Annotated in this window: 12 protein-coding genes; 10 read left to right on the top strand and 2 right to left on the bottom strand. The window is 48.9% G+C overall.

Annotated features, from left to right (window positions below; genetic code table 11):
* Positions 1–135 precede the first annotated feature (135 nt).
* From rsfS to F0L74_RS01540, 5 genes are all read left to right on the top strand, one after another.
* Entirely contained in the window at positions 136–537 is a 402-nt protein-coding gene (rsfS, locus tag F0L74_RS01560; RefSeq protein WP_149836084.1) for a ribosome silencing factor, read from the top strand.
* A 115-nt stretch (positions 538–652) separates the two neighbouring features.
* Positions 653–2,677, top strand: coding sequence for an ATP-dependent zinc metalloprotease FtsH (gene ftsH / locus F0L74_RS01555; RefSeq protein ID WP_149836083.1), 2,025 nt, complete (start codon positions 653–655; stop codon positions 2,675–2,677).
* Positions 2,678–2,688: 11 nt separating this feature from the next.
* Positions 2,689–3,324, top strand: a complete 636-nt coding sequence (locus tag F0L74_RS01550; RefSeq protein WP_149836082.1) for a LutC/YkgG family protein — start codon at positions 2,689–2,691, stop codon at positions 3,322–3,324.
* Between the two features lie 84 nt (positions 3,325–3,408).
* Positions 3,409–3,846 carry a hypothetical protein gene (locus tag F0L74_RS01545; RefSeq protein WP_149836081.1) on the top strand — a complete coding sequence of 146 codons (438 nt, stop codon included), beginning with the start codon at positions 3,409–3,411 and terminating at the stop codon, positions 3,844–3,846.
* A 76-nt stretch (positions 3,847–3,922) separates the two neighbouring features.
* Positions 3,923–4,708 carry a UDP-2,3-diacylglucosamine diphosphatase gene (locus F0L74_RS01540; protein WP_246197599.1) on the top strand — a complete coding sequence of 262 codons (786 nt, stop codon included), beginning with the start codon at positions 3,923–3,925 and terminating at the stop codon, positions 4,706–4,708.
* Between the two features lie 10 nt (positions 4,709–4,718).
* On the opposite strand, the gene recO is transcribed toward F0L74_RS01540, so the two are convergent.
* Entirely contained in the window at positions 4,719–5,456 is a 738-nt protein-coding gene (gene recO, locus F0L74_RS01535) for a DNA repair protein RecO (RefSeq protein WP_149836080.1), read from the bottom strand.
* Positions 5,457–5,475: 19 nt separating this feature from the next.
* Positions 5,476–7,758 carry a type IX secretion system anionic LPS delivery protein PorZ gene (gene porZ / locus F0L74_RS01530; protein ID WP_149836079.1) on the bottom strand — a complete coding sequence of 761 codons (2,283 nt, stop codon included), beginning with the start codon at positions 7,756–7,758 and terminating at the stop codon, positions 5,476–5,478.
* A 106-nt stretch (positions 7,759–7,864) separates the two neighbouring features.
* Between porZ and F0L74_RS01525 the strand changes: the two genes are divergently transcribed.
* The 5 genes from F0L74_RS01525 to F0L74_RS01505 all read left to right on the top strand — a co-directional run bounded on the left by F0L74_RS01525 (position 7,865) and on the right by F0L74_RS01505 (position 20,385).
* Positions 7,865–10,273, top strand: a complete 2,409-nt coding sequence (locus tag F0L74_RS01525; RefSeq protein ID WP_149836078.1) for an efflux RND transporter permease subunit — start codon at positions 7,865–7,867, stop codon at positions 10,271–10,273.
* Positions 10,274–10,524: 251 nt separating this feature from the next.
* On the top strand, positions 10,525–11,235 hold the full coding sequence (locus F0L74_RS01520) for an IS1595 family transposase (protein ID WP_149836077.1): 711 nt from the start codon (positions 10,525–10,527) through the stop codon (positions 11,233–11,235).
* Positions 11,236–12,180: 945 nt separating this feature from the next.
* A complete protein-coding gene (locus F0L74_RS01515) occupies positions 12,181–15,414 on the top strand; it encodes a SusC/RagA family TonB-linked outer membrane protein (protein ID WP_149836076.1) in 3,234 nt (1,077 codons plus the stop codon).
* A gap of 25 nt (positions 15,415–15,439) precedes the next feature.
* Entirely contained in the window at positions 15,440–16,888 is a 1,449-nt protein-coding gene (locus F0L74_RS01510; protein WP_149836075.1) for a SusD/RagB family nutrient-binding outer membrane lipoprotein, read from the top strand.
* Between the two features lie 344 nt (positions 16,889–17,232).
* Positions 17,233–20,385 (top strand): SusC/RagA family TonB-linked outer membrane protein, encoded by a 3,153-nt coding sequence (locus F0L74_RS01505; RefSeq protein WP_149836074.1) that lies wholly within the window; start codon positions 17,233–17,235, stop codon positions 20,383–20,385.
* The last annotated feature ends 4 nt before the right edge of the window (positions 20,386–20,389 follow it).

Below are 20,389 nucleotides of genomic sequence, written 5' to 3'. Positions count from 1 at the left end.
CGGCCGGGAAAGTAACGTATTTTATTGTTTTCTTAACATTTGGACGGCCACTGCGGGCCATTATACCAGTTATATTTCCCGCTTCTTTAGTAATTTTGATAATTAAAGTTTATTTTTAACAAAAACAAGTTTTTATTGGCACCCTTAACCGTTCTGAGCACGCGTAAGAAAGCGCAAACACGCTTAAGCAGAGACAGTGAGATTTTTACCACCATCATAAAGGCCATCCAGGAAAAAAAGGGGGAAAATGTAGTATCCCTGGACCTGCGCCATATCCCTGAAGCTGTGGCCGATTTCTTTATCATATGTGAAGCTAATTCCAACACACAGGTAAGGGCCATTGCAGACTTCGTGGAAGAGCAGGTGCAACTGGCTACAGGTGAACAACCGTATAAGCACGAAGGCTTTACCGCGCAGCAATGGATACTGGTAGACTATGTGAATGTGGTGGTGCACGTTTTTCAGCCGGAAACACGCAAATTCTATAACCTGGAAGAAATGTGGAGCGATGCTGAAAGAACTGAACACATTGAATGATAAAAACCCGAATAGTCAGTGTTACATACATTAACTATTAATAAATAATAGTTGATGATAAAAAAAATACGAAATACATTGCAATAAACATCCGTAAAGGAGCGACTAGATTATTATGGAAAGAGGCAACAATTTTATTAAGGGTTCGGACAAATCGCCAAAGAAAGGACCAAAGTTCAATATATACTGGGTGTATGCCTTTATTGGTATCGCCCTGCTGGCTATGAACTTCCTTGATTTTCGTTCACAGCCGCAAGAGATCAGCTTCCAGCAGTTCCAACTGGAGAATTTACAGCCGGGAGACGTGGACAAGCTGGTAGTAGTGAACAAGAAATACGTGGAGGTTTACATCAAGAAAGAGAAATTAAACGAACCAAAATACGAGAAAGTATCAAAAGGACGTTTCGGAGCCCCCAACCCAGGCCCGCATTTTCAATTCAGTATCGGTAGCGAAGAAAGTTTTAAGGCAGATCTGGATAAAGCCCAACAGGCAGTAAAGAAGGAAGACCAGGTAAACGTATACTATGTAGACCGCCAAAGCTGGTTTGAACCGGTTATACAACTGCTCTTGCCCATTATCCTCATCATTGGCCTGTGGATCCTGCTCATGCGTAAAATGGGCGGCCCTGCCGGTAGTAGCGGCGGCCCCGGCGGTATCTTCAACATAGGTAAATCCAAAGCCACCCTCTTCGATAAAGGCACCCGCGTAAATATCACTTTTAACGACGTAGCTGGCCTTGACGAAGCCAAGGTGGAGGTCATGGAGATAGTCGACTTCCTTAAACAACCCAAGAAATATACCTCCCTGGGTGGTAAAATACCCAAGGGCGCACTCCTGGTAGGCCCTCCGGGTACCGGTAAGACCCTGCTGGCAAAAGCCATGGCAGGCGAAGCCCAGGTGCCCTTCTTCTCTATGTCCGGTTCTGACTTTGTGGAGCTGTTCGTAGGGGTAGGCGCCAGCCGTGTACGCGACCTGTTTAAACAAGCCCGCGAAAAAGCGCCCTGTATCATCTTCATCGATGAAATAGACGCTATCGGCCGTGCAAGGGGTAAAAACGTGATGATGAGTAATGACGAGCGCGAGAACACCCTGAATCAGCTGCTGGTAGAAATGGATGGTTTCGGTACCGATAGCGGTATCATCATCCTGGCTGCCACCAACCGTCCGGATGTACTGGATAGCGCCCTGCTGCGCCCCGGCCGTTTCGACCGCCAGATCTCCATCGATAAACCAGACCTGGTAGGCCGCGAAGCCATCTTTGACGTGCACCTGAAACCTATCAAGACATCACCCAACCTCGATATCAGGAAACTGGCCGCTATGACTCCCGGATTTGCCGGCGCAGACATCGCCAACGTATGTAACGAGGCCGCCCTCATTGCTGCCCGTAAAGGCAAGAATGAAGTGGAAATGGAAGACTTCAACGATGCGGTTGACCGCGTAATTGGTGGTCTGGAGAAAAAGAACAAGATCATTTCCCCGGAAGAGAAAGAGGTGATCGCTTACCACGAGGCCGGCCACGCTATCTGCGGCTGGTACCTGGAGCACGCCAATCCCCTGGTGAAAGTGACCATCGTACCACGTGGCGTTGCCGCGCTGGGATATGCGCAATACCTGCCTAAAGAACAATACCTGTACAATACCGAACAGCTGATGGACGATATCTGCATGACCCTGGGCGGCCGTGCGGTAGAAGACATCGTATTCGGCAAAGTATCCACCGGCGCACAGAACGACCTGCAGGTGATCACCCGCATGGCGTATGCAATGGTTACCGTATACGGTATGAACGATAAGGTAGGTAACGTTTCCTTCTACGATCCTAACAGCGATCAGGCCTTTACAAAGCCTTACTCTGAGGAAACCGCCAAAATGATCGATGAAGAAGTACGCAACCTGATAGAAAAAGCATACCTCCGCACCAAATCCCTGCTTACAGAAAGGCTGGATAATGTGAAGGTACTGGCACAGGAACTGCTGAAAAAAGAAGTATTATACCAGGCAGACCTGGAAAGACTGATCGGTAAACGTCCGTATGATACGCACAAGGAGCACCACCTGAATAAAGAAGGTATGACTACCGATGGCGTACATCCTACAGATATCATCAATCCTTCTCCCACCCCTGTTAATGCGTAATAGGTAGTAGAATGAAGATTTCTCCCGCCAAGGAAAATATTCTCAAACGAGTACGGAATGCATTAAGCCAGCCGGTACAGTTGCCCTTCCCTAATTCGGAGGGCAACAATACTGTTTTCAAAACGGAGAACGAAGGGCTGGAGTTAAAGTTTGCCGAGGAGTTTGCCCGCCTGCAGGGGAAGTTCATCTTTTGCACCGGTAAACAGGAAGTGGTAGACAATCTGCAGGCATTGGCAGCGCACAAGGAGTGGACAAACGTTCACTGCCAGACGCCCTCCCTGCTGAAAAGCTTTAAGCTGGATCAGCTGTCTTTCCTCAACAAAGGGGATATGCACAACGCAGAAGCCGCCATCACCGATTGTGAATACCTGATAGCGCGTACCGGCACCATGGTGCTTAGCGCTGCACAGCCTTCCGGGAGGGCCCTGCCCGTATACACGCCGGTGCACCTGGTGATCGCCTATACGCATCAGCTGGTATTTGACCTCAAGGACGCTATTAACCGGCTAAAAGAACGCTATAACGGCGTGCTGCCTTCTGCCATCTCCTTTGCCTCAGGCCCCAGCCGTACCGCAGACATCGAAAAGACGTTAGTGGTTGGCGTACATGGCCCAAAGGAAGTATATGTGTTCCTGGTAGACGAATAGTTGCTAAAAACAACATTAACTGATTATAAAAACAGCGTCCTGGTATTCATCGGGACGCTGTTCTGTTAAGCATATCATCGAACTATGACAAGGTTATTAATGGCGCTGGCCATCATCCTCACAACATCCTTATCCTGTAATTACACAGGCGCCTCCGGTAACGAAGAAGCCGGCGTTATGCGCATAACCGGCCGTTGCGCCGTTTTCTACACGCCCGGCCGCGGTAAAATGGGCCAGCTCAAACGGGACTTTGGAGAGAAAAGCTTCCAGGGTATTGCAGACGCCAACCAGCAGTACATGAACGAGGCCCGGCAATTCCTGACCAGCAAGCAGGTAAAGATCCTCAACACCAGCCAGTTTAAACTGGAGTTCGTGAAAACCACCGGCGAAGTAGTGCCCATAGACCTCAACCGCTCTAAATACGCCTGGGAAATATTCCTGTTCAATGGCTTTGATGATCCCGTGAAGATAGACATGACCAACATTGAAGATGAATACCGTGATGCCCGCATGGGGAATTAACTTTTCCCACCCGAAAACCATATCTTGCACCACTGATTTACAATTATTAACTATTCATTATTAATTACTAATTAAAGTGTCACGGATCGGGTTGCCTGCTGGTAAACGTATTTACTTCGCCTCAGACTTTCATTTGGGCGCTCCCAATGCGGCCGCCAGCCGCGACCGGGAAAGGGTGATCGTGCGTTGGCTCAATGAGGTGGCCCAGGATGCGCAGCACATCTTCCTCGTAGGCGATATCTTCGATTTCTGGTTTGAGTATAAAGAGGTCATCCCCAAGGGATATACCCGCCTGCTGGGCAAGCTGGCAGAGCTGTCTGATCAGGGCATAGGCATTACCGTATTCATAGGCAATCATGATATGTGGATGAACGGCTATTTTGAAGAAGAGCTGAATATCCCCGTGTTCTTCGAGCCGCAGACCTACACAATAGGCGATAAAAACTTCTATATAGGCCACGGCGATGGTTTAGGCCCCGGCGATCATGGCTATAAATTCCTGAAAAAGGTTTTCCGTAATCCCGTATGCCGCTGGCTCTTTTCCCTGTTGCATCCTTCCTGGGGCATTGCGCTCGCCAACTATTTCAGCCGTAAAAGCCGCGCCGCCACCGGCATGGAGTTAGAACAGTTCCTGGGAGAAGAAAATGAATGGCTGGCCATCTACAGCAAAGAAATACTACAGAAAGAACATTTCGACTACTTCATTTTCGGGCACCGCCACCTGCCATTGGATCTCCAGGTAGGCCCCAACAGCCGCTACATCAACCTGGGCGACTGGCTCAATTATTTCACCTACGCCGTATTCGATGGTACAAACCTCACCCTCGAAAAATACCAGCAAACACTAAAAGCTGAGAGCTAAACGCTGTTCCTCATGCATCCAGTATCTCATGTAATATTGTAGGGGAGTGCAGCTCCGTAAAATCCGGCAGATGCAGTTTCAGGAAGTCCAGGTAGGCATACAATAGCTTACGCCGGCGCTCTTTGCTCATGGTAATATATCCCAGGGCCGGTGGTTGCGCGCATTGGAACAGCATATCTGTCAATTCGCTGTTCACATCATCCAGATGATAGCTATGGTGCGGGGGCAGGTCCACAAACGTACCCTCCCGCAGGTCCAGGTATGGGGTGTATTCTGTATAGCGGCCATTAAGCTGGAAGCCCAGCATCTCCGCCAGTTTAAGGGTAAAATATAAGGGAAGATTGGCTGCTATGGCGGCCTCGCTGCCATCCAGCAGCTGCAGGGTGTTTTCTGCAAAATAGTAGAGATCCAGTTGCTGCTCCGGTTGTTTCAGGCATTTCTGCAGCAGTTCTATAATATACAGCGCCACCGTATTCTTTACCACATTATAATGCAGCGATGTGTAGATGTACGCCATCTTAAATTCCGCAATGCGCTGCAGCTGTTTCTGTTCATGATGATACACCACCATCTCCAGTATATTGCCTGGCTGCAGCAGGTTGCCTTTGGCTGCCTGTGGTTTGGAGCTGCGTACGCCGTTCACTATATAGGATTGCATGCCAAACAGCTCCGTAAAAATACCCGCAATTACGCTGGTGTCCCCGTACTTCACAACCCTTAATACTATGCCGCGCGTTTTATGTAACATGATATACGAAGTTAGGACATCAGTTGATAAACGCCAGTTTTGTCACCAGTTTCTCCGCGCCATTATCGTCCGTGGCAAATACCAGGTATATACCGCTTTGCGGCCGGCGCCCGGTGTAATCCCGCCCGTTCCATACCGCCTGGCCGCCCTGGGCGCGGGTGTCAAATACCACCCGCCCGCTGATGTCCGTGATCTTTACACGGGCATTGGCCACCAGGCCCCTGATGGCAATAATACCATTATAGCCCGCTGGCACCGGGTTGGGGAATACCAGTACGCTATCCTTTTTCATGTCTGTAACGCCCTCCGTGGCAGTGCCCCTGTAGGATACCAGCCCCAGGCGGGTGGCAAAATATACTTCGCCCGTCAGCGGGTCAATAGCCACCTTATATACGGTATTATCCGGCAGGGGACTGTTATCCGTATCAAAATGAGCCAGTATCTGTTCTCCCGTGGCGTTGATCAGCCACACGCCGTTTTTTTCCGTGGCTACCCATTTCTGATTGGCGCCGTCTACCGCAATAGCGTTCACCTGCTCATCGCGGAACAGGTAACCGGCAAAATTATCCTGCTTTACAATGGGTAGGTATGCGCTGCAGCCCGCCCCAAATACATTCTGCGCACAGGGAAAGATAGCAATACCCTGCGTGGTGCCTACCCATATCCAGCCATCCTTATCCTTGGCCAGGCAGCGTACGTCGTTAGCGGGCAGGTTGCCCTGGCCCGCGCCGGCACGGTACAGCATCCAGTGATCATCTGCCGTATTTTCCAGGGTGCCGCCGTGGTTCAGCACAAACAAGCCGTTTTCCCGGGGGGATATGATCCACGGCTGGTCAAAATCATCAATCAATATATCGCTTACAGCATTATAGGTGTGTGCATACGGGATCCGGAAACTGATCCAGCTATTGTCTGGCTTTTTCACCAGTACATCCCGGTCCGCGCCATAAGCGCTGAGCCATAGGTTACCGGCAGCGTCAGTGGCCAGGCCGCTTACACGGGTAGACTGCGGATCATCGTTGGCTCCTGGTAAAGTGGGTCGTTGGATGATGGTATGCTGCCCATTGGCGTCCAGTACCAGCAGGCCATTACCAAAAGAGCCTATGTAGCGGTTACCGGCAGCATCGGCTGCCAGCGGTAACAGGTCTTTTACCGCATTGAGATAAGGCTGCGTGCTGCCGTTGAAATTATGCCACTCCTCCTTTTCAAACACAAAATAGCCGTTGCGGTTACCCGTAGCGGTCCAATTTTCTGTTACGGCGCCGGCCGTAGCCCAGAGGCTGTTGTTGATAAAAAGCATATTCCCGGCCACCACATCCGCGGGGGCATTAGGGGTAAGGCTGCTAAAAGCAGTGCCATCATAATATACCAGGCCGTTCTGCGCATCGGCCGTCCAGATCGTATTGTCTTGTCCGGTAGCCTGTACGGGGGCAGGCAACAGGCCATCCTGTAAAGTGTTGGTAATGGCGCCGTTGGCAGATAAACTAATGACCCGGGCGTTGGCGCCCTGCTGCTCACATACCAGCAGCTGTGTACCGCTTACCGTCAGGGAGTTGATCCGCCAGCCATCCGCATACCAGGGGGTCCAGCGGTCCTGGTCCCAGTAGTAAAGACTGTCATGCTGCGCGCAAAGCAGGCGTTGCTGCAGGTACAGGATCTGCTGCACGGTATCATTACGCAGGCCCTGCATCTGCGGCGTCCAGTTTTGATAATTGGCCAGGTTACTGCCGGCGGCCGGCGCTTTTTTCACCCCCTGAGCGGTGGCGGCGTAATAATAGTTACCATCGGCAGCCACAGCATAGATAGGGGTGTAGGCCCCGTCATAGCCTATAACATAGGTGTCGGCTATTTCTTTTTTGTCGGTATTCACCAGCACCATCCCAAATCCGGTACACAACCAGGCCATTCCCTTATTAAAAAAAACGCGGTTAATGGTTTTATCGGCCTGTATATTTTTACGGAGGATGTCTGGCAAATTGGTCACCTGCTCCTGCTGTAACAGGTCCAGGTTGCCGTTCCGGTAGGCGATCACTACCAGGTAGCGGTCCTCATCCACCCCTATGGCGCTGATGCCGGCATCATGCAGGCCATTTAGTTTGGTATAACGGGTAATGTCATGATCATCAATGCTTACGGAGAAGAGATTATAAGCCGTGGCGCAATATACCTTGCCATTACCGCTGGCTACGGCCCGGGCCTGACGATAGGGCAAATGCTCCCGCCAATGGCCTACTGGCACGGACTGGGCCTGGGCAATACACAGGTGTAACAGCAAAATAAGGGGAAATAGGATCCATCGCATATACCCAAAGTTAATGTGCAAATGTGCGAATATGCAAATTGTACACGCTCACATTTGCACATGAATTTATTTACCTTTACGCTATTTATAAATTCAAATTTTCTCTATGTGGCAACGCTTAGCAGGTTGGGTGTTAAAGTTCCGATTACCGCTATTGTTATTGTTACTGGCAGGTACGGCCGTTATGGGCTTCTATGCCAGCAGGGTGCAGCTCTCCTATGAATATGGCAGCGCCATACCCAGGGATAACCCTGAGTATATTATTTACCAGCAGTTCCGGCAGCAGTTTGGGGAAGATGGCAATTTGATGGTGCTGGGCGTACAAACAGACCAGTTCTTTAAAGCAGATTTCTTCAATGACTACGTGCAGCTGAATAAGGATATAAAAGGCGTACCGGCCGTAGAGAATGTATTGAGTGTGCCCGTGGCAGTTAACCTGGTAAAGAATGACAGCACCAGAAAGCTGACCGTGGTGCCGGCCTTCCCGGAAGGGAAGCTGGATCAGGCCACGCTGGATAGCCTGGCTACCACTTTCCGTTCTCTCCCCTTTTACCAGGGATTGCTGTATAATCCGTCTTCCAATGCCTACCTCATGGCCATCCGCATCAATAAGGATGTGATGAACTCCGCAAAGCGCGTAGGGCTGGTAAAACAGCTAACGGACCTGGCGGACAGCTTTGCCAAAAAACACCAGACACAGGTACGGATGAGCGGTTTACCCCTGATACGCACCATTATGGCTACCAAAGTGGCCGATGAGATGAAGCTGTTCCTGAAATTGTCCTTTATATTAACCGCACTGATCCTGCTGCTGTTCTTCCGCTCTTTCAGCGCTGTGCTTATGTCAATGATCGTGGTGGCAATAGGCGTAATATGGTCGGTGGGTACTATCGAGCTGTGCCAGTACAAGATCACCTTGCTCACCGGGCTTATTCCGCCGCTGATCGTAGTGATCGGTATCCCTAACTGCGTGTACTTCCTCAACAAATACCATACGGAATATGCCAAAAGCGGGCATAAAACAGAGGCCCTGGTTCGCATGATCCAGCGTATGGGCGTAGTAACCTTGTTCACCAATATTACCGCCGCTATCGGTTTCGGCGTGTTTTACTTTACCCAAAGCCCGCTGTTAAAGGAGTTTGGCGTAGTGGCAGGTTCCAACATCATGTTCATCTTCCTCATCTCCTTTATATTCCTGCCCGCGGTGCTCAGCTATCTGCCCCCGCCCAAGACCAAACATACCAGCTACCTGGATAACCGCTCGTTCCGCGCAATCCTGGACCTGCTGAACACGCTCGTCTTTAAATACCGTCCCTTTGTATACATAGTTACAATTGCGCTGGTAGTAGGCGCCATACTGGGTATGTTACGCCTGCGGCCGGAAGCTTACATGCTGGATGATATCCCGAAAAGCGACCGCCTGTATACAGATCTAAAATTCTTTGAGCATAACTTCAAAGGCGTAATGCCATTGGAGATCACTGTAGATACCAAAAAGAAAAACGGTGTAACAGGGCTGCAAACCCTGAATAAGCTGGATGAGCTCACCAAACTGATAGCCGCCCAGCCAGACTTTGCACGGCCGCTGAGCGTAGTAGAAGGCGTTAAATTTGCCCGGCAGGCCTATTATAATGGTGACAGTAGCAATTATAGCGTGCCCAACCAGTTTGATATAGGCTTTCTTGCGCCCTACCTGCGTAATAAGAACACAGGAAATAATAGCAATGCCTCCTTTACCAAACTGCTGGCCTCTTTTATGGATAGCACCCACCAGGTGGCCCGTTTAAGTGTGAACATGGCGGATGTTGGCTCCCGCCGCCTGCCCATCCTGCTGGATTCTCTGCGGCCTAAAGTGCAGGAGATCTTCGACACCGCCCACTATAACGTATCCTTCACCGGTACCAGCGTTATCTTCCTGGAGGGCAGCCGTTTCATTATTAATGGCCTTACAGAAAGTATCCTGCTGGCCTTTGTGCTCATCATCTTCTGTATGCTCTACCTGTTCCGCAGTTGGCGCATGCTCCTTATATCGCTTATCCCCAATATTATTCCGCTGGCAGTTACCGCTGGTGTAATGGGATGGATGAATATTGCGCTAAAGCCATCCACCGTACTGGTGTTTAGCGTGGCCCTGGGTATAGCCATAGACGTAACTATCCGGTTCCTGGTGAACTTTAAGCAGGAATTACCGCATCATAATTTCGATATTTCTGCCACAGTTAAGCAAACCATCCACGAAACCGGTCTTAGTATTATCTATACCTCCCTTATCCTGTTTGCAGGGTTCATGATCTTTGCATTCAGCGAATTTGGCGGTACCAAATCCCTTGGCTGGTTAACGTCTTTAACGCTGGTAATGGCCATGGTGACCAATTTAACTATACTGCCGGCCCTGCTCTTGTGGATGGAGAAAGCAGTGATCAGGAAAGCAAAGAAAAAAGAATTATGGCCAACCTTGGATGATGAACCGGATGTAGAAATGTCCAAATTAGGCCTCAAGGATGACGAAAAGTAATATGTAAACTTATTTAGCGGTGCTAAACACTCATTGCCTGCTAAAACGTGAACGTCCCGGAATTCAGCCTCCGGGACGTTCGCTTTTTAGGGATTTTAGCATGCTAAAATTAGCCGATCTGGACAAGTTCCGTGCATAAAATAATCTAGTAACCAACATTCATCACCCCCATTTAGCCGTTTGTATAAAAGCGCACTATATACCCATTAAAAAGTAGGAGGTTTAACATGCCATTCTAACCTTCTTGTTCAATGAAAAACAGGTACTTAAAGGGCGCTCACTTGTCTGAGCGAAAATTTAAGGAGATCCTTAAGCTCTTCTCTGAAGACCTCACGGCTACTCAGATAGCCAGTATTAGTGGGGTCAGCCGGGTAACTGTGAACAGTTACCTGAAGAAAATCCGTCAGCAAATAGCCAGGTATTGCGAGCAGCAACAGCCCGCAGAGAGCATGGTGAAACCCGGTAACAGCCAGGAACGTCATGACCATTACGAGCATCGTAACGGCCATGATACCGCCCTGTCCGTTAAAACCGAGGTAAGCCGTGCTATCAAACCTATCGTATTTGGCATTTACCGGCACTCAGAGCGGTTGCATACGGAGATCCTCCCGGACGTGAGCCGGGCTATGATACATGCCATCGTAAGAGGCCGTTCCGTGCTGGAAACCTTGGGGACAGCAGAACGGTTACGTCATTTCAGCAATGTGGTGGACCTGGGACATTACCGCTTATACCGCCTGGAACACAACAGCATTGGGGAAAACAGCAACGGGACAGCTGCGGAGGACATAGACGCCTTCTGGGGACTCACCAAACATCGCCTTGCTAAATTCAAAGGGTTAAACCGCAGTACAGTCTACCTTCATCTGAAGGAGTGCGAGTTCCGGTACAATCACCGGAATGAGGACCTGTACGAAGTGTTGCTAAACCTGCTGAAGACGCATACACTCAACCTCTCCTGACTAGGTTTAAACATTAAGAAAAGGTCATGTGCGCTACACATACCCGGTTAATTACACGGGATAGTGGCTCAGGAGCAGACATTCGCCAGCGAACACATTTCAAAATTTTGCAATAAATCTGGATTATCTAGATTTAGATTTTGGTTGATGAGCGCAGGCGGTATTCCTACCGCTTGCTTACTTTTTATAGTACTAGATAAAAATGTTTATCATATTTATCTAGTAAAGATTTAATGATAATACACTAGCTATCAACCATTATCGATTGTAAAATTTAACTATACGTTAAAACACTGTTAAAACATCCGCGTTTCCGTGTTATTATTGTGCTATATTTTCAAATCGTTTTCTTAATCGGCTTACCTTTGAAATGTTAAAAAAGTATTAAAACACGGAAACAGGAAACTTTGCTTAATAACAGGATATACTCGCTTTGCCAGAATCGAAATCTATTTAATCGCAGCGCTAAGTACGTCTCCCAAGTAAGCAACCAAAATACTGTTAAGGAAGGAAGATTTGTTAAAGACGCCATAGTAGGGGTCTGGGGTAATTAGTGCTTTATTTTTTATCAATCAGTACAGAGGTAATCAATCAATCAGCATGGTTAATCTAACGTAGGTAATCGATCAGTACAATTAATCAATCAATCAGTAAGGTTAATCTAAATAGGTAATCAATCAGCACGGATTTTATTCGGTAAATAAGGTTAATCTAACGTAAATCAATCGATCAGTACGATTATCTGGCATTTGACAACGATCAATACAAATTATCAATCAATCAGTAAGGTTGATCCAATGGATTAATCAACTTGTGCTATTAATGGATCATTAGTATGGTTAGTCAATGTAGTTAATCGGTCAATATATTAGTCAATCAGTTAGTTTATAGTCAATCAATCAGTATAATCAATCAATCAGTCAATCAACAAACTAAACAAAGCTTATGAGGAAAAGTCTATTTCTTCTGCTGTCTGTATTGTTCCTGGTTGGGCAGGCTTTCGCACAAAGCCGGACCATTAAGGGAAAAGTAACTTCGGCAGACGATGGCCAACCGGTAATAGGTGCTGCCGTAATTGTGAAAGGCACCACTACAGGGGTAACTACCAGTCCCGATGGTAGCTACTCTATCCAGGTACCGGAAGGAGCTACCCTGGTTTTCAGATCTGTAGGTATGAAAGAACAGCAAATGGCTGTTAAAGGCTCCAATAACATCGATATAGTACTGCAACAAGATGTTACCAGCCTCACAGAAACAGTAGTAACCGCCAACGCTATCCGCAGGGATAAGCGCTCATTGGGATACGCTGCCCCCACCGTAAATGCAGAAGAGATCGGCCAGGCGCACAGCACCAGCGCCCTCAATGCATTATCTGGTAAAGTAGCCGGCGTAAACATCACTTCCACCGCTAACGCGCCTGGTAGCTCCTCCAGGATCGTATTAAGAGGTGGTTCCTCCATCTCCGGTAATAACCAGGCTTTATTGGTGATAGACGGTGTGCCCGTAGATAACACCAGCATCACTGGTAATAACGATAGCCGTACCGGTGGTACAGATGCCCGCTCTTCTGTGGACTTCGGTAACCGCGGTAACGATATCAACCCGGATGATATCGCCTCTATGTCCATATTGAAAGGCCCTGCCGCAGCGGCACTCTATGGTTCCCGTGCTTCCAACGGCGCTATCATCATCACCACCAAATCAGGTAAAAAAGGCGCTAAGAAAAATGAGGTGACCGTTAGCACTACCGGTACTTTCTCCAACGTGCTGAAACTGCCTGATTACCAGAATGACTACGGTCAGGGTGGTGGCATGCAGCCTGACTTTAGGGAGAACTTTAGCTGGGGCCCCAAATTCGACGGTCAGACCAAACCCTGGGGACAGGAGATCAACGGCGTTCGCCAGGAGAAACCTTACGTAGCCCAGAAGGATAACGTAAAGAACTTCTTTGACCTGGGTAAAGCCATCGATAACAACGTGGCCTTATCCGGTGGCGGGGAAAAAACCGCTTATTACCTGGCGCTAAGCAGCCTGAACTCTGATGGGGTAATGCCCGGCAATAGCGATAAATACAATCGTTATGGCGTTCGTTTTAATGGTAGCGCAGACCTGAGCAACAAGTTCTACACCAGCGTGTCCATTAACTATAACAAGATCAAGAGCAACATGATACAGGGTGGCCAGGGTCCTGGTTCCGTATTTGACAACGTAATACAGACCCCCCGCGATATCCCTGTTGATAAGATCGGTGACCTGAACAATCCTTACAATAGCTATGGCGGCATCCGTAACGCTGCCGGACAGGAAGTATACGGCTACTACGGCGCTTATACCGCCAGCCCTTACTACCTGCTGCAGAACTATCGTAACGAAAACGATGTGGACCGCGTGTTCGGTAACTTCACAATAGGTTATAAACCACTGCCCTGGCTGAATATCACTGAAAGGCTGGGTGCGGACGTTTACGCTGACCGCAGAAGGCTCAAGTATCCCAAATACAACCTGCTCCCGATCGACGAAGCTTATTACAATAGCGGCGGCGATCTGCAAACCCACTCTGAAGTTGGTCAGTATGAAGAAGATAACTATAACCTGAGCGAGATCACTCATGATTTGATGATCACCGCTAAAAAGGATTTCAGCAAAGACTTCTCTGCTTCCTTAATGGTAGGTAACAACATCCGCCAACGTACTTTCACTACTTCAGAAGTTAGCACCAACAGGTCTGCCGGTCTGGTAGTACCCGGATGGTACAACCTCGATAACAGTAACGGTCCCGTATATACTTTTGATGAATATACCAGCCGTCGCCTGATAGGTCTGTATGGTCAGTTAAGCCTGGCTTACCGGAACATGCTGTTCCTGGACGCTACCGCCCGTAACGACTGGTCCTCTACCTTACCTGTAAACAACCGTTCCTTCTTCTATCCCAGCGTAAGCGGTTCATGGGTGTTCACTGAGCTCCTCAATGGTACCAGCTTCTCCAGGATCCTGAACTATGGTAAATTACGCGCCAGCTGGGCACAGGTAGGTAACGATGCCAATCCTTACCTGCTGAACACTTACTTTGTAAAAACAGATATCACCAGCGGTTTTGGTAGCACTACCTTCCCCTTCAACGGCGTTCCTGGTTTAACGCAGGATAGCAGGATCGGTAATCCGAACCTGAAACCTGAGATCACCACCGCTTATGAAGTAGGTACAGAGTTGAATTTCCTGGATAACCGTATTTCAGTAGACTTCTCCTACTACCGCAATAAATCCAAAGACCAGATCCTGAGCATTCCTATTTCTGAAGTAACTGGTTTCAGAAGTAAAGTGATCAACGCCGGCGCTGTGGAAAATAAAGGTATAGAGCTGGGGCTGCGTGGCACGCCTATCCGCACCACCTATGGCCTTACAGTAGAACTGTACGGTACCTATACTAAAAACACCAATAAGGTGCTGGACCTGAACATCGAAGGCGTATCCCAGGTATCTCTGGGTGGTTTGAGCGGTATGGCTATCGTAGCGGCAGAAGGCCGGCCTTATGGTACCTTCTACGCACAGGACCTGCAGCGTGATGACCAGGGCCATGTGATCGTAAGCAAGAACAACGGCGCTCCCCTGTTAACGCCTGGTAGCGTTTACCTGGGTTCTTATAATCCTAAATACCAGGCATCCTGGGGTACCAACATTACCTACAAAGGATTCTCCCTGAACGTATTATTTGATACCAAACAGGGTGGTAAATTCTTCTCCAGGACCAAAGACATCACTGAGTTCAACGGTACCGCTGCAACAACTGCTGTCGGCGGCCGCGATCCCCGTGTATGGGCCAACTCCGTATATGACGATGGCACCGGCAAACTGGTACCTAACACAGATGTAAAGTATGATCCTTACTTCTATTATACAGAGGTGATCCCTTCTGGTCAGAATGTAATTGACGCATCTTATGTTAAGCTCCGTCAGGCCAGCCTTACCTACCGCCTGCCTAAGAGCCTGCTAAACAGAACGCCGTTTGGTGATCTGTCCGTTGGTGTTTTTGGTAACAACCTGTTCATCTGGACTCCCAAAGAGAACGGTTTTGCTGATCCGGAGATCAACTCCGCTGGCGCCGGTAACCTGCAAGGTTTTGACTTTACTGCCCAGCCGTCTCTGCGGAACTTTGGCGTAAACGTTAGGGCTAGTTTTTAATGTTGCTTAAAAAAGACAGACAATCATGAAAAGATCCAAAATAAAAATAGCAGCACTGGCCCTGGCCCTTGGTGCGGTTAGTATTACAGGATGTAAAAAATTCCTGGATATAAACGATAACCCTAACGCCCCCTCTGATGCGGACGTGACGCTGTTGCTGCCGTCTGCCCAGGCCGCCACCGGGTTTGTATTAGGTAATCAGTTCCAGATCTATGGCAGCATCTGGGGACAGTACTGGACACAGTCTCCAGGCGCTTCCCAGTATAGGTCCATAGATCAATACTCAATTAACGCATCCAGCTTTGACAGGCCCTGGCGTGCCCTGTATACGAATGCACTGCAGGATCTGCAGGTAGTTATCCGTAAATCAGAAGGTGCACCGCAGTACAGGCAATACGCAGCTGTTGCATACATCATGAAAGGTTACACCTATCAGATGATTACAGATGCCTTTGGCGATGTACCGGTAAAAGAGGCTAATAATACAGACATTACCAATCCTCACTATGACGCGCAGAAAATAGTGTACGATAGCATATTCACCTACCTCAACAAAGGCCTGAGCCTGATTGATGTAGGCACAGAGGCAACGCCGCATGAAGATGACATCGTATTTGGCGGTAAAATGGCCCTGTGGCAACAGTTTGCCAACACCTTAAAGCTGCGTGCATTTATGCGTTTGTCTAACGTAGCTGGCGCTGCTATGGCTGATAGCGTTGCCACGTTGCAAAATGCTCCATTGCTGCAGGCAGATGCAAAGATTACGTATTCTACTACAGGTGGTAACCAAAACCCGCTGTTCGCAGAGATCCTGTCACTTGGCAGAACGGTTAACCTGGCCGCCAGCGCTACTGCTGTAAATGCCATGAACGCGCTGAATGACCCGCGCGTGAAAGTATTCTACACTGTAGACACTACTGGTGGCGCCAACACCGTAGCCGGTATTGCGCAGGGTAATTATAACAACGTGCCCGCTGGAACAAGATTCTCCGCTCCTACCATCATAGTGGGCGCAGATCCTAAAAATGACCAGTCTGCATTAGCGCCCGTGAAACTGATCTCCGCTGCAGAAAGTTATTTCCTGCAGTCAGAAGCAGTAGCCCGTGGCTGGCGTACAGGCGATGCTAAGGCGCTGTATCAGCAGGGTATTACCGCCAGCTTTACCTCATACGCGATAGAGCCCGGTACATATATCACCACCCAGGTGGCAGCATTCCCAGGTACTCCGGCAGATCAGATCAAAGCTATCATCACACAGAAATACTATGCCATGTGTGGTAACCAGGGCTTTGAAGCATGGTCAGAATGGCGTCGTACAGGGTTCCCGGATTTCTTCGTTCCCTCTAAAGTGTCTTCTTTAGGTGGTACTACCATGCCTGCTCGCTTACTGTATCCTAATACAGAAGTAACGCAGAATGCTAACTTCCCCGGACTGGTGCCGGTAGCTACCAAAGTTTGGTGGGCTAAACCATAATAAATACCGCTTTTAATAAGACAAAAGGCTGCCGTACTACTGGCAGCCTTTTGTTTTTATAACTAGATAAAAAGAGCTGTTCTGTCCAAAACCACCCTGTACAGCCAGCTGATGCAACAAACGATTGCAATAATAAAATGCAACAAATCCCGCTTTCAGTGAGCATCTTACATATCTTTCCCGCTCAATAATTGCAGACTTTACAAATAATCGAAATAAATAACATATAGCTTTATTTATATGGTTATTGACTCCCCTACCACTTTTTTAAGCCCCAAATCGCCTTTTTTTTCGTAAATTATTAGTGTTAAACGTTTTTATCATCAACCAAAATCTTCACGTCTATGAAAAAGGAGCTACTCATATGGCTGCTTACGGTCATTAGCGCCCTCCACGCTTATCCCCAAACACGAACGGTCACCGGAAAAGTAACAGATAATAAAGACGGATCACCCCTGCCGGGTGTTACTGTACAGGTGAAAGGAACAAACAAAGGAGTTTACACCAGCCCCGACGGAACTTACAGGATAAATGATATAGACCAGGCTAACACCCTGGTATTTTCATTTATAGGCTTCCTCTCACAGGAACGGCAGGTGGGCGCCAATGGTACCATAAGTGTAGGATTGGAGGCAGACAAAAAACAATTAGGCGAGATTGTGGTAACGGCGGTGGGCATACGCCGTTCAGAAAAATCTATTGGCTATTCCGCTACCACGGTAAAACCGGATGTGCTGGTGCAGAAATCTGAGCCGGATGTGCTCAAGGGCCTGCAAGGTAAAGTAGCCGGTGTGGATATCCGCACCTCCCAGGGTACCCCGGGCGCCGCTACCAGGATCAACATAAGGGGTAATACCTCGTTCTATGGTAATAACGAGCCCCTGATCATTGTAGACGGTATCCCGTACAACAACGACCAGGTAACCACCTCCAGCCAAACATCCGGCGGTGGCGCTTACTCCAGCGGCCTCTCATCCCTGGACCCCAATGATATCGCCTCCATGACCGTGCTTAAAGGCGCTGCTGCTGCGGCACTGTACGGTTCCCGTGCATCCAACGGCGCGGTGATCATCACCACCAAGTCCGGTAGCGCCAGTCGTTCCAAGAAAGGACTGGAGCTCACCTACATGACCGGCCTTGCCTTTGAAACGGTCGCCAACCTGCCGGATTATCAGAACAAATACGGCGCAGGTACCCTGTTCAACTACGCCAATGCCAATGGCTCCTGGGGCCCCGCATTTGGCACCATCGATTCCATTGATGTTTGGCCGGATTATGCCGCCGCTTTCCCGGATCTTTTTCCCAGCGGCAAAGTGCCTTACCGGGCTTATCCCAACAACGTAAAGGACCTGTTTAAAACAGGTACCGTATACGAGAATTCCGTGAGCGTAAACGCTGGCGATGAAAAATCATCCGTGAGCGCTACCGCTTCCTACCTCAAGCAGGATGGTTATGTACCTAACTCCGCCTTCGACCGCGGCAACCTGGCCATTGGCGGTACTACCCGCTTAGATATGGGCCTTACCGTTAGCGCTAACTTCAGTTATGCGCGCAGTAACCAGGTAGGGGGCGTATTTGGTGAGAACCAGGTGGATGGCTCCGCTTCTTCATTTGCGCGTAACCTGTTCCTGGCCCGTAACTGGGACCTCAACCTGCCCTTTGAAGATGCGAACGGCCTGCCCGTTTCTACCAGTAAGGCGCAATATGATAACCCCTTCTGGTCATGGAAGCATAACACCATTACCACCAATACGGACCGCTATATCGCCAGCATAAAGCTGGGCTATGATATCGCCCCCTGGTGGAATGTGAGCTACCAGATAGGTACCAATACCAATACCCTCTTCCGCCGGGAAATAACAGATATAGGCTCCCGCGCGGCAGAAGGTAAAGGCCGCATCAAAGAACAGAACTACCAGTTCCAGGAGATAGAATCCAACCTGATCTCTACGTTCACCCCAAAGCTCAATAACAAGGACTTTGACCTGAAAGTGATCCTGGGGCATAACGTGAACCAGCGTACTAAACGTGAAGAGATCATGCAGGGTAACGAAATGGTATCTCCTGGCATCTATACCATCATTAATACCAAGAGCGTGCTGTCAGATGCGGACTACTTCCGCCGCCGCCTCTGGGGTGCTTTTGGTGATATCGAATTCGGGTACAAACAATTCGCCTTCCTGTCCCTCACCGGCCGTAATGACTGGTCATCCACCCTGCCCAGCAATAATCGTAGTTATTTCTACCCCAGTGTGGCAGGCTCCTTTGTATTTACCCAGGCATTTGGCATAGACAGTAAAGTGCTGAACTTTGGTAAATTAAGGGCCAGCTGGGCAAAAGTAGGCCGCGATGCGGACCCTTACCTGTTACGGAATATATACAGTATCAACGCTCCCTTCCAGGGACAGTCCGGTTTATTACTGAACCCCCGTGCCGCCAATCCTAACCTGAAACCAGAGTTCACCAAGGACTTTGAAGTAGGCGCCACCCTCGAATTCTGGGACAGCAGGATCGCCCTGGATGCTGCTTATTATTACAGGAACTCTACCAACCAGATAGCGCCAGTAACCCTTCCCGCTTCTTCCGGCTTTACAGAAGTGATAGAGAACTTTGGTAAGCTTACCAACAAAGGGGTGGAAATAGACCTGAATGTGATACCGGTAAGGACCAAAGATATCACCTGGTCATTACACGGCGTATTGACCCATAACAAGAGCATTGTAAAGGAACTGCTGCCGGGCGTAGACAGGGTACCGCTGGAGAATATCTTAGCAGAGATCTCCCCCTACCTGGAGCCGGGCAAACCTTTTGGTTATTTACGCGGCACCGTGGATTACCGGGATGATCAGGGCAATCTGCTCATAGACCCCGCCACCGGTTTCATGATACGGGCTACAGATCAACAGATGATAGGCAACCCTAACCCTGATTTTAAAGCGGGCTTCAGCACCAACTTCAACTATAAAGGGTTTTTCCTTTCAGCGCTGTTTGACTGGACACAGCATGGAGATATGTATTCCGTAACCGTAAGCTCATTACTGGGCCGCGGCGTAACACGGGATACAGAAGACCGCGAAACAGCACGTATCATTCCTGGCTTCTATGGCGATGCCAATACCGGCAAACCCATCCTGAATGATAAAGGAGAAAAGATCCCGAATACCACTGCCATTAGTATGAATGAGCTCTACTTTGGCGAAACATTCGCTATCAACTCCGCTACGGAATGGAATGTATATGACGCTACCTTATACACGCTCCGCGAAGTGACCCTGGGTTATGATTTCCCCAAGAGCCTGTTTAAGAATATACCTGTTGCCGGTTTAACGCTCACACTTTCTGGTCGTAACCTGTGGTACCTGGCGCCTAATTTCCCCAAGTACACCCGGTTTAACCCGGAAGCTAACAGCTTTGGTAACACCACCACACAAGGTATAGAGCTGTCCGCAGCGCCTACTACCCGCCGCTTTGGTGTAAACCTCAAGGTTACTTTCTGATTTA

The sequence above is a fragment of the Chitinophaga agrisoli genome (assembly GCF_008386695.1).
Taxonomy (GTDB): domain Bacteria; phylum Bacteroidota; class Bacteroidia; order Chitinophagales; family Chitinophagaceae; genus Chitinophaga; species Chitinophaga agrisoli.
This window is presented reverse-complemented; position numbering and strand designations above follow the sequence as displayed.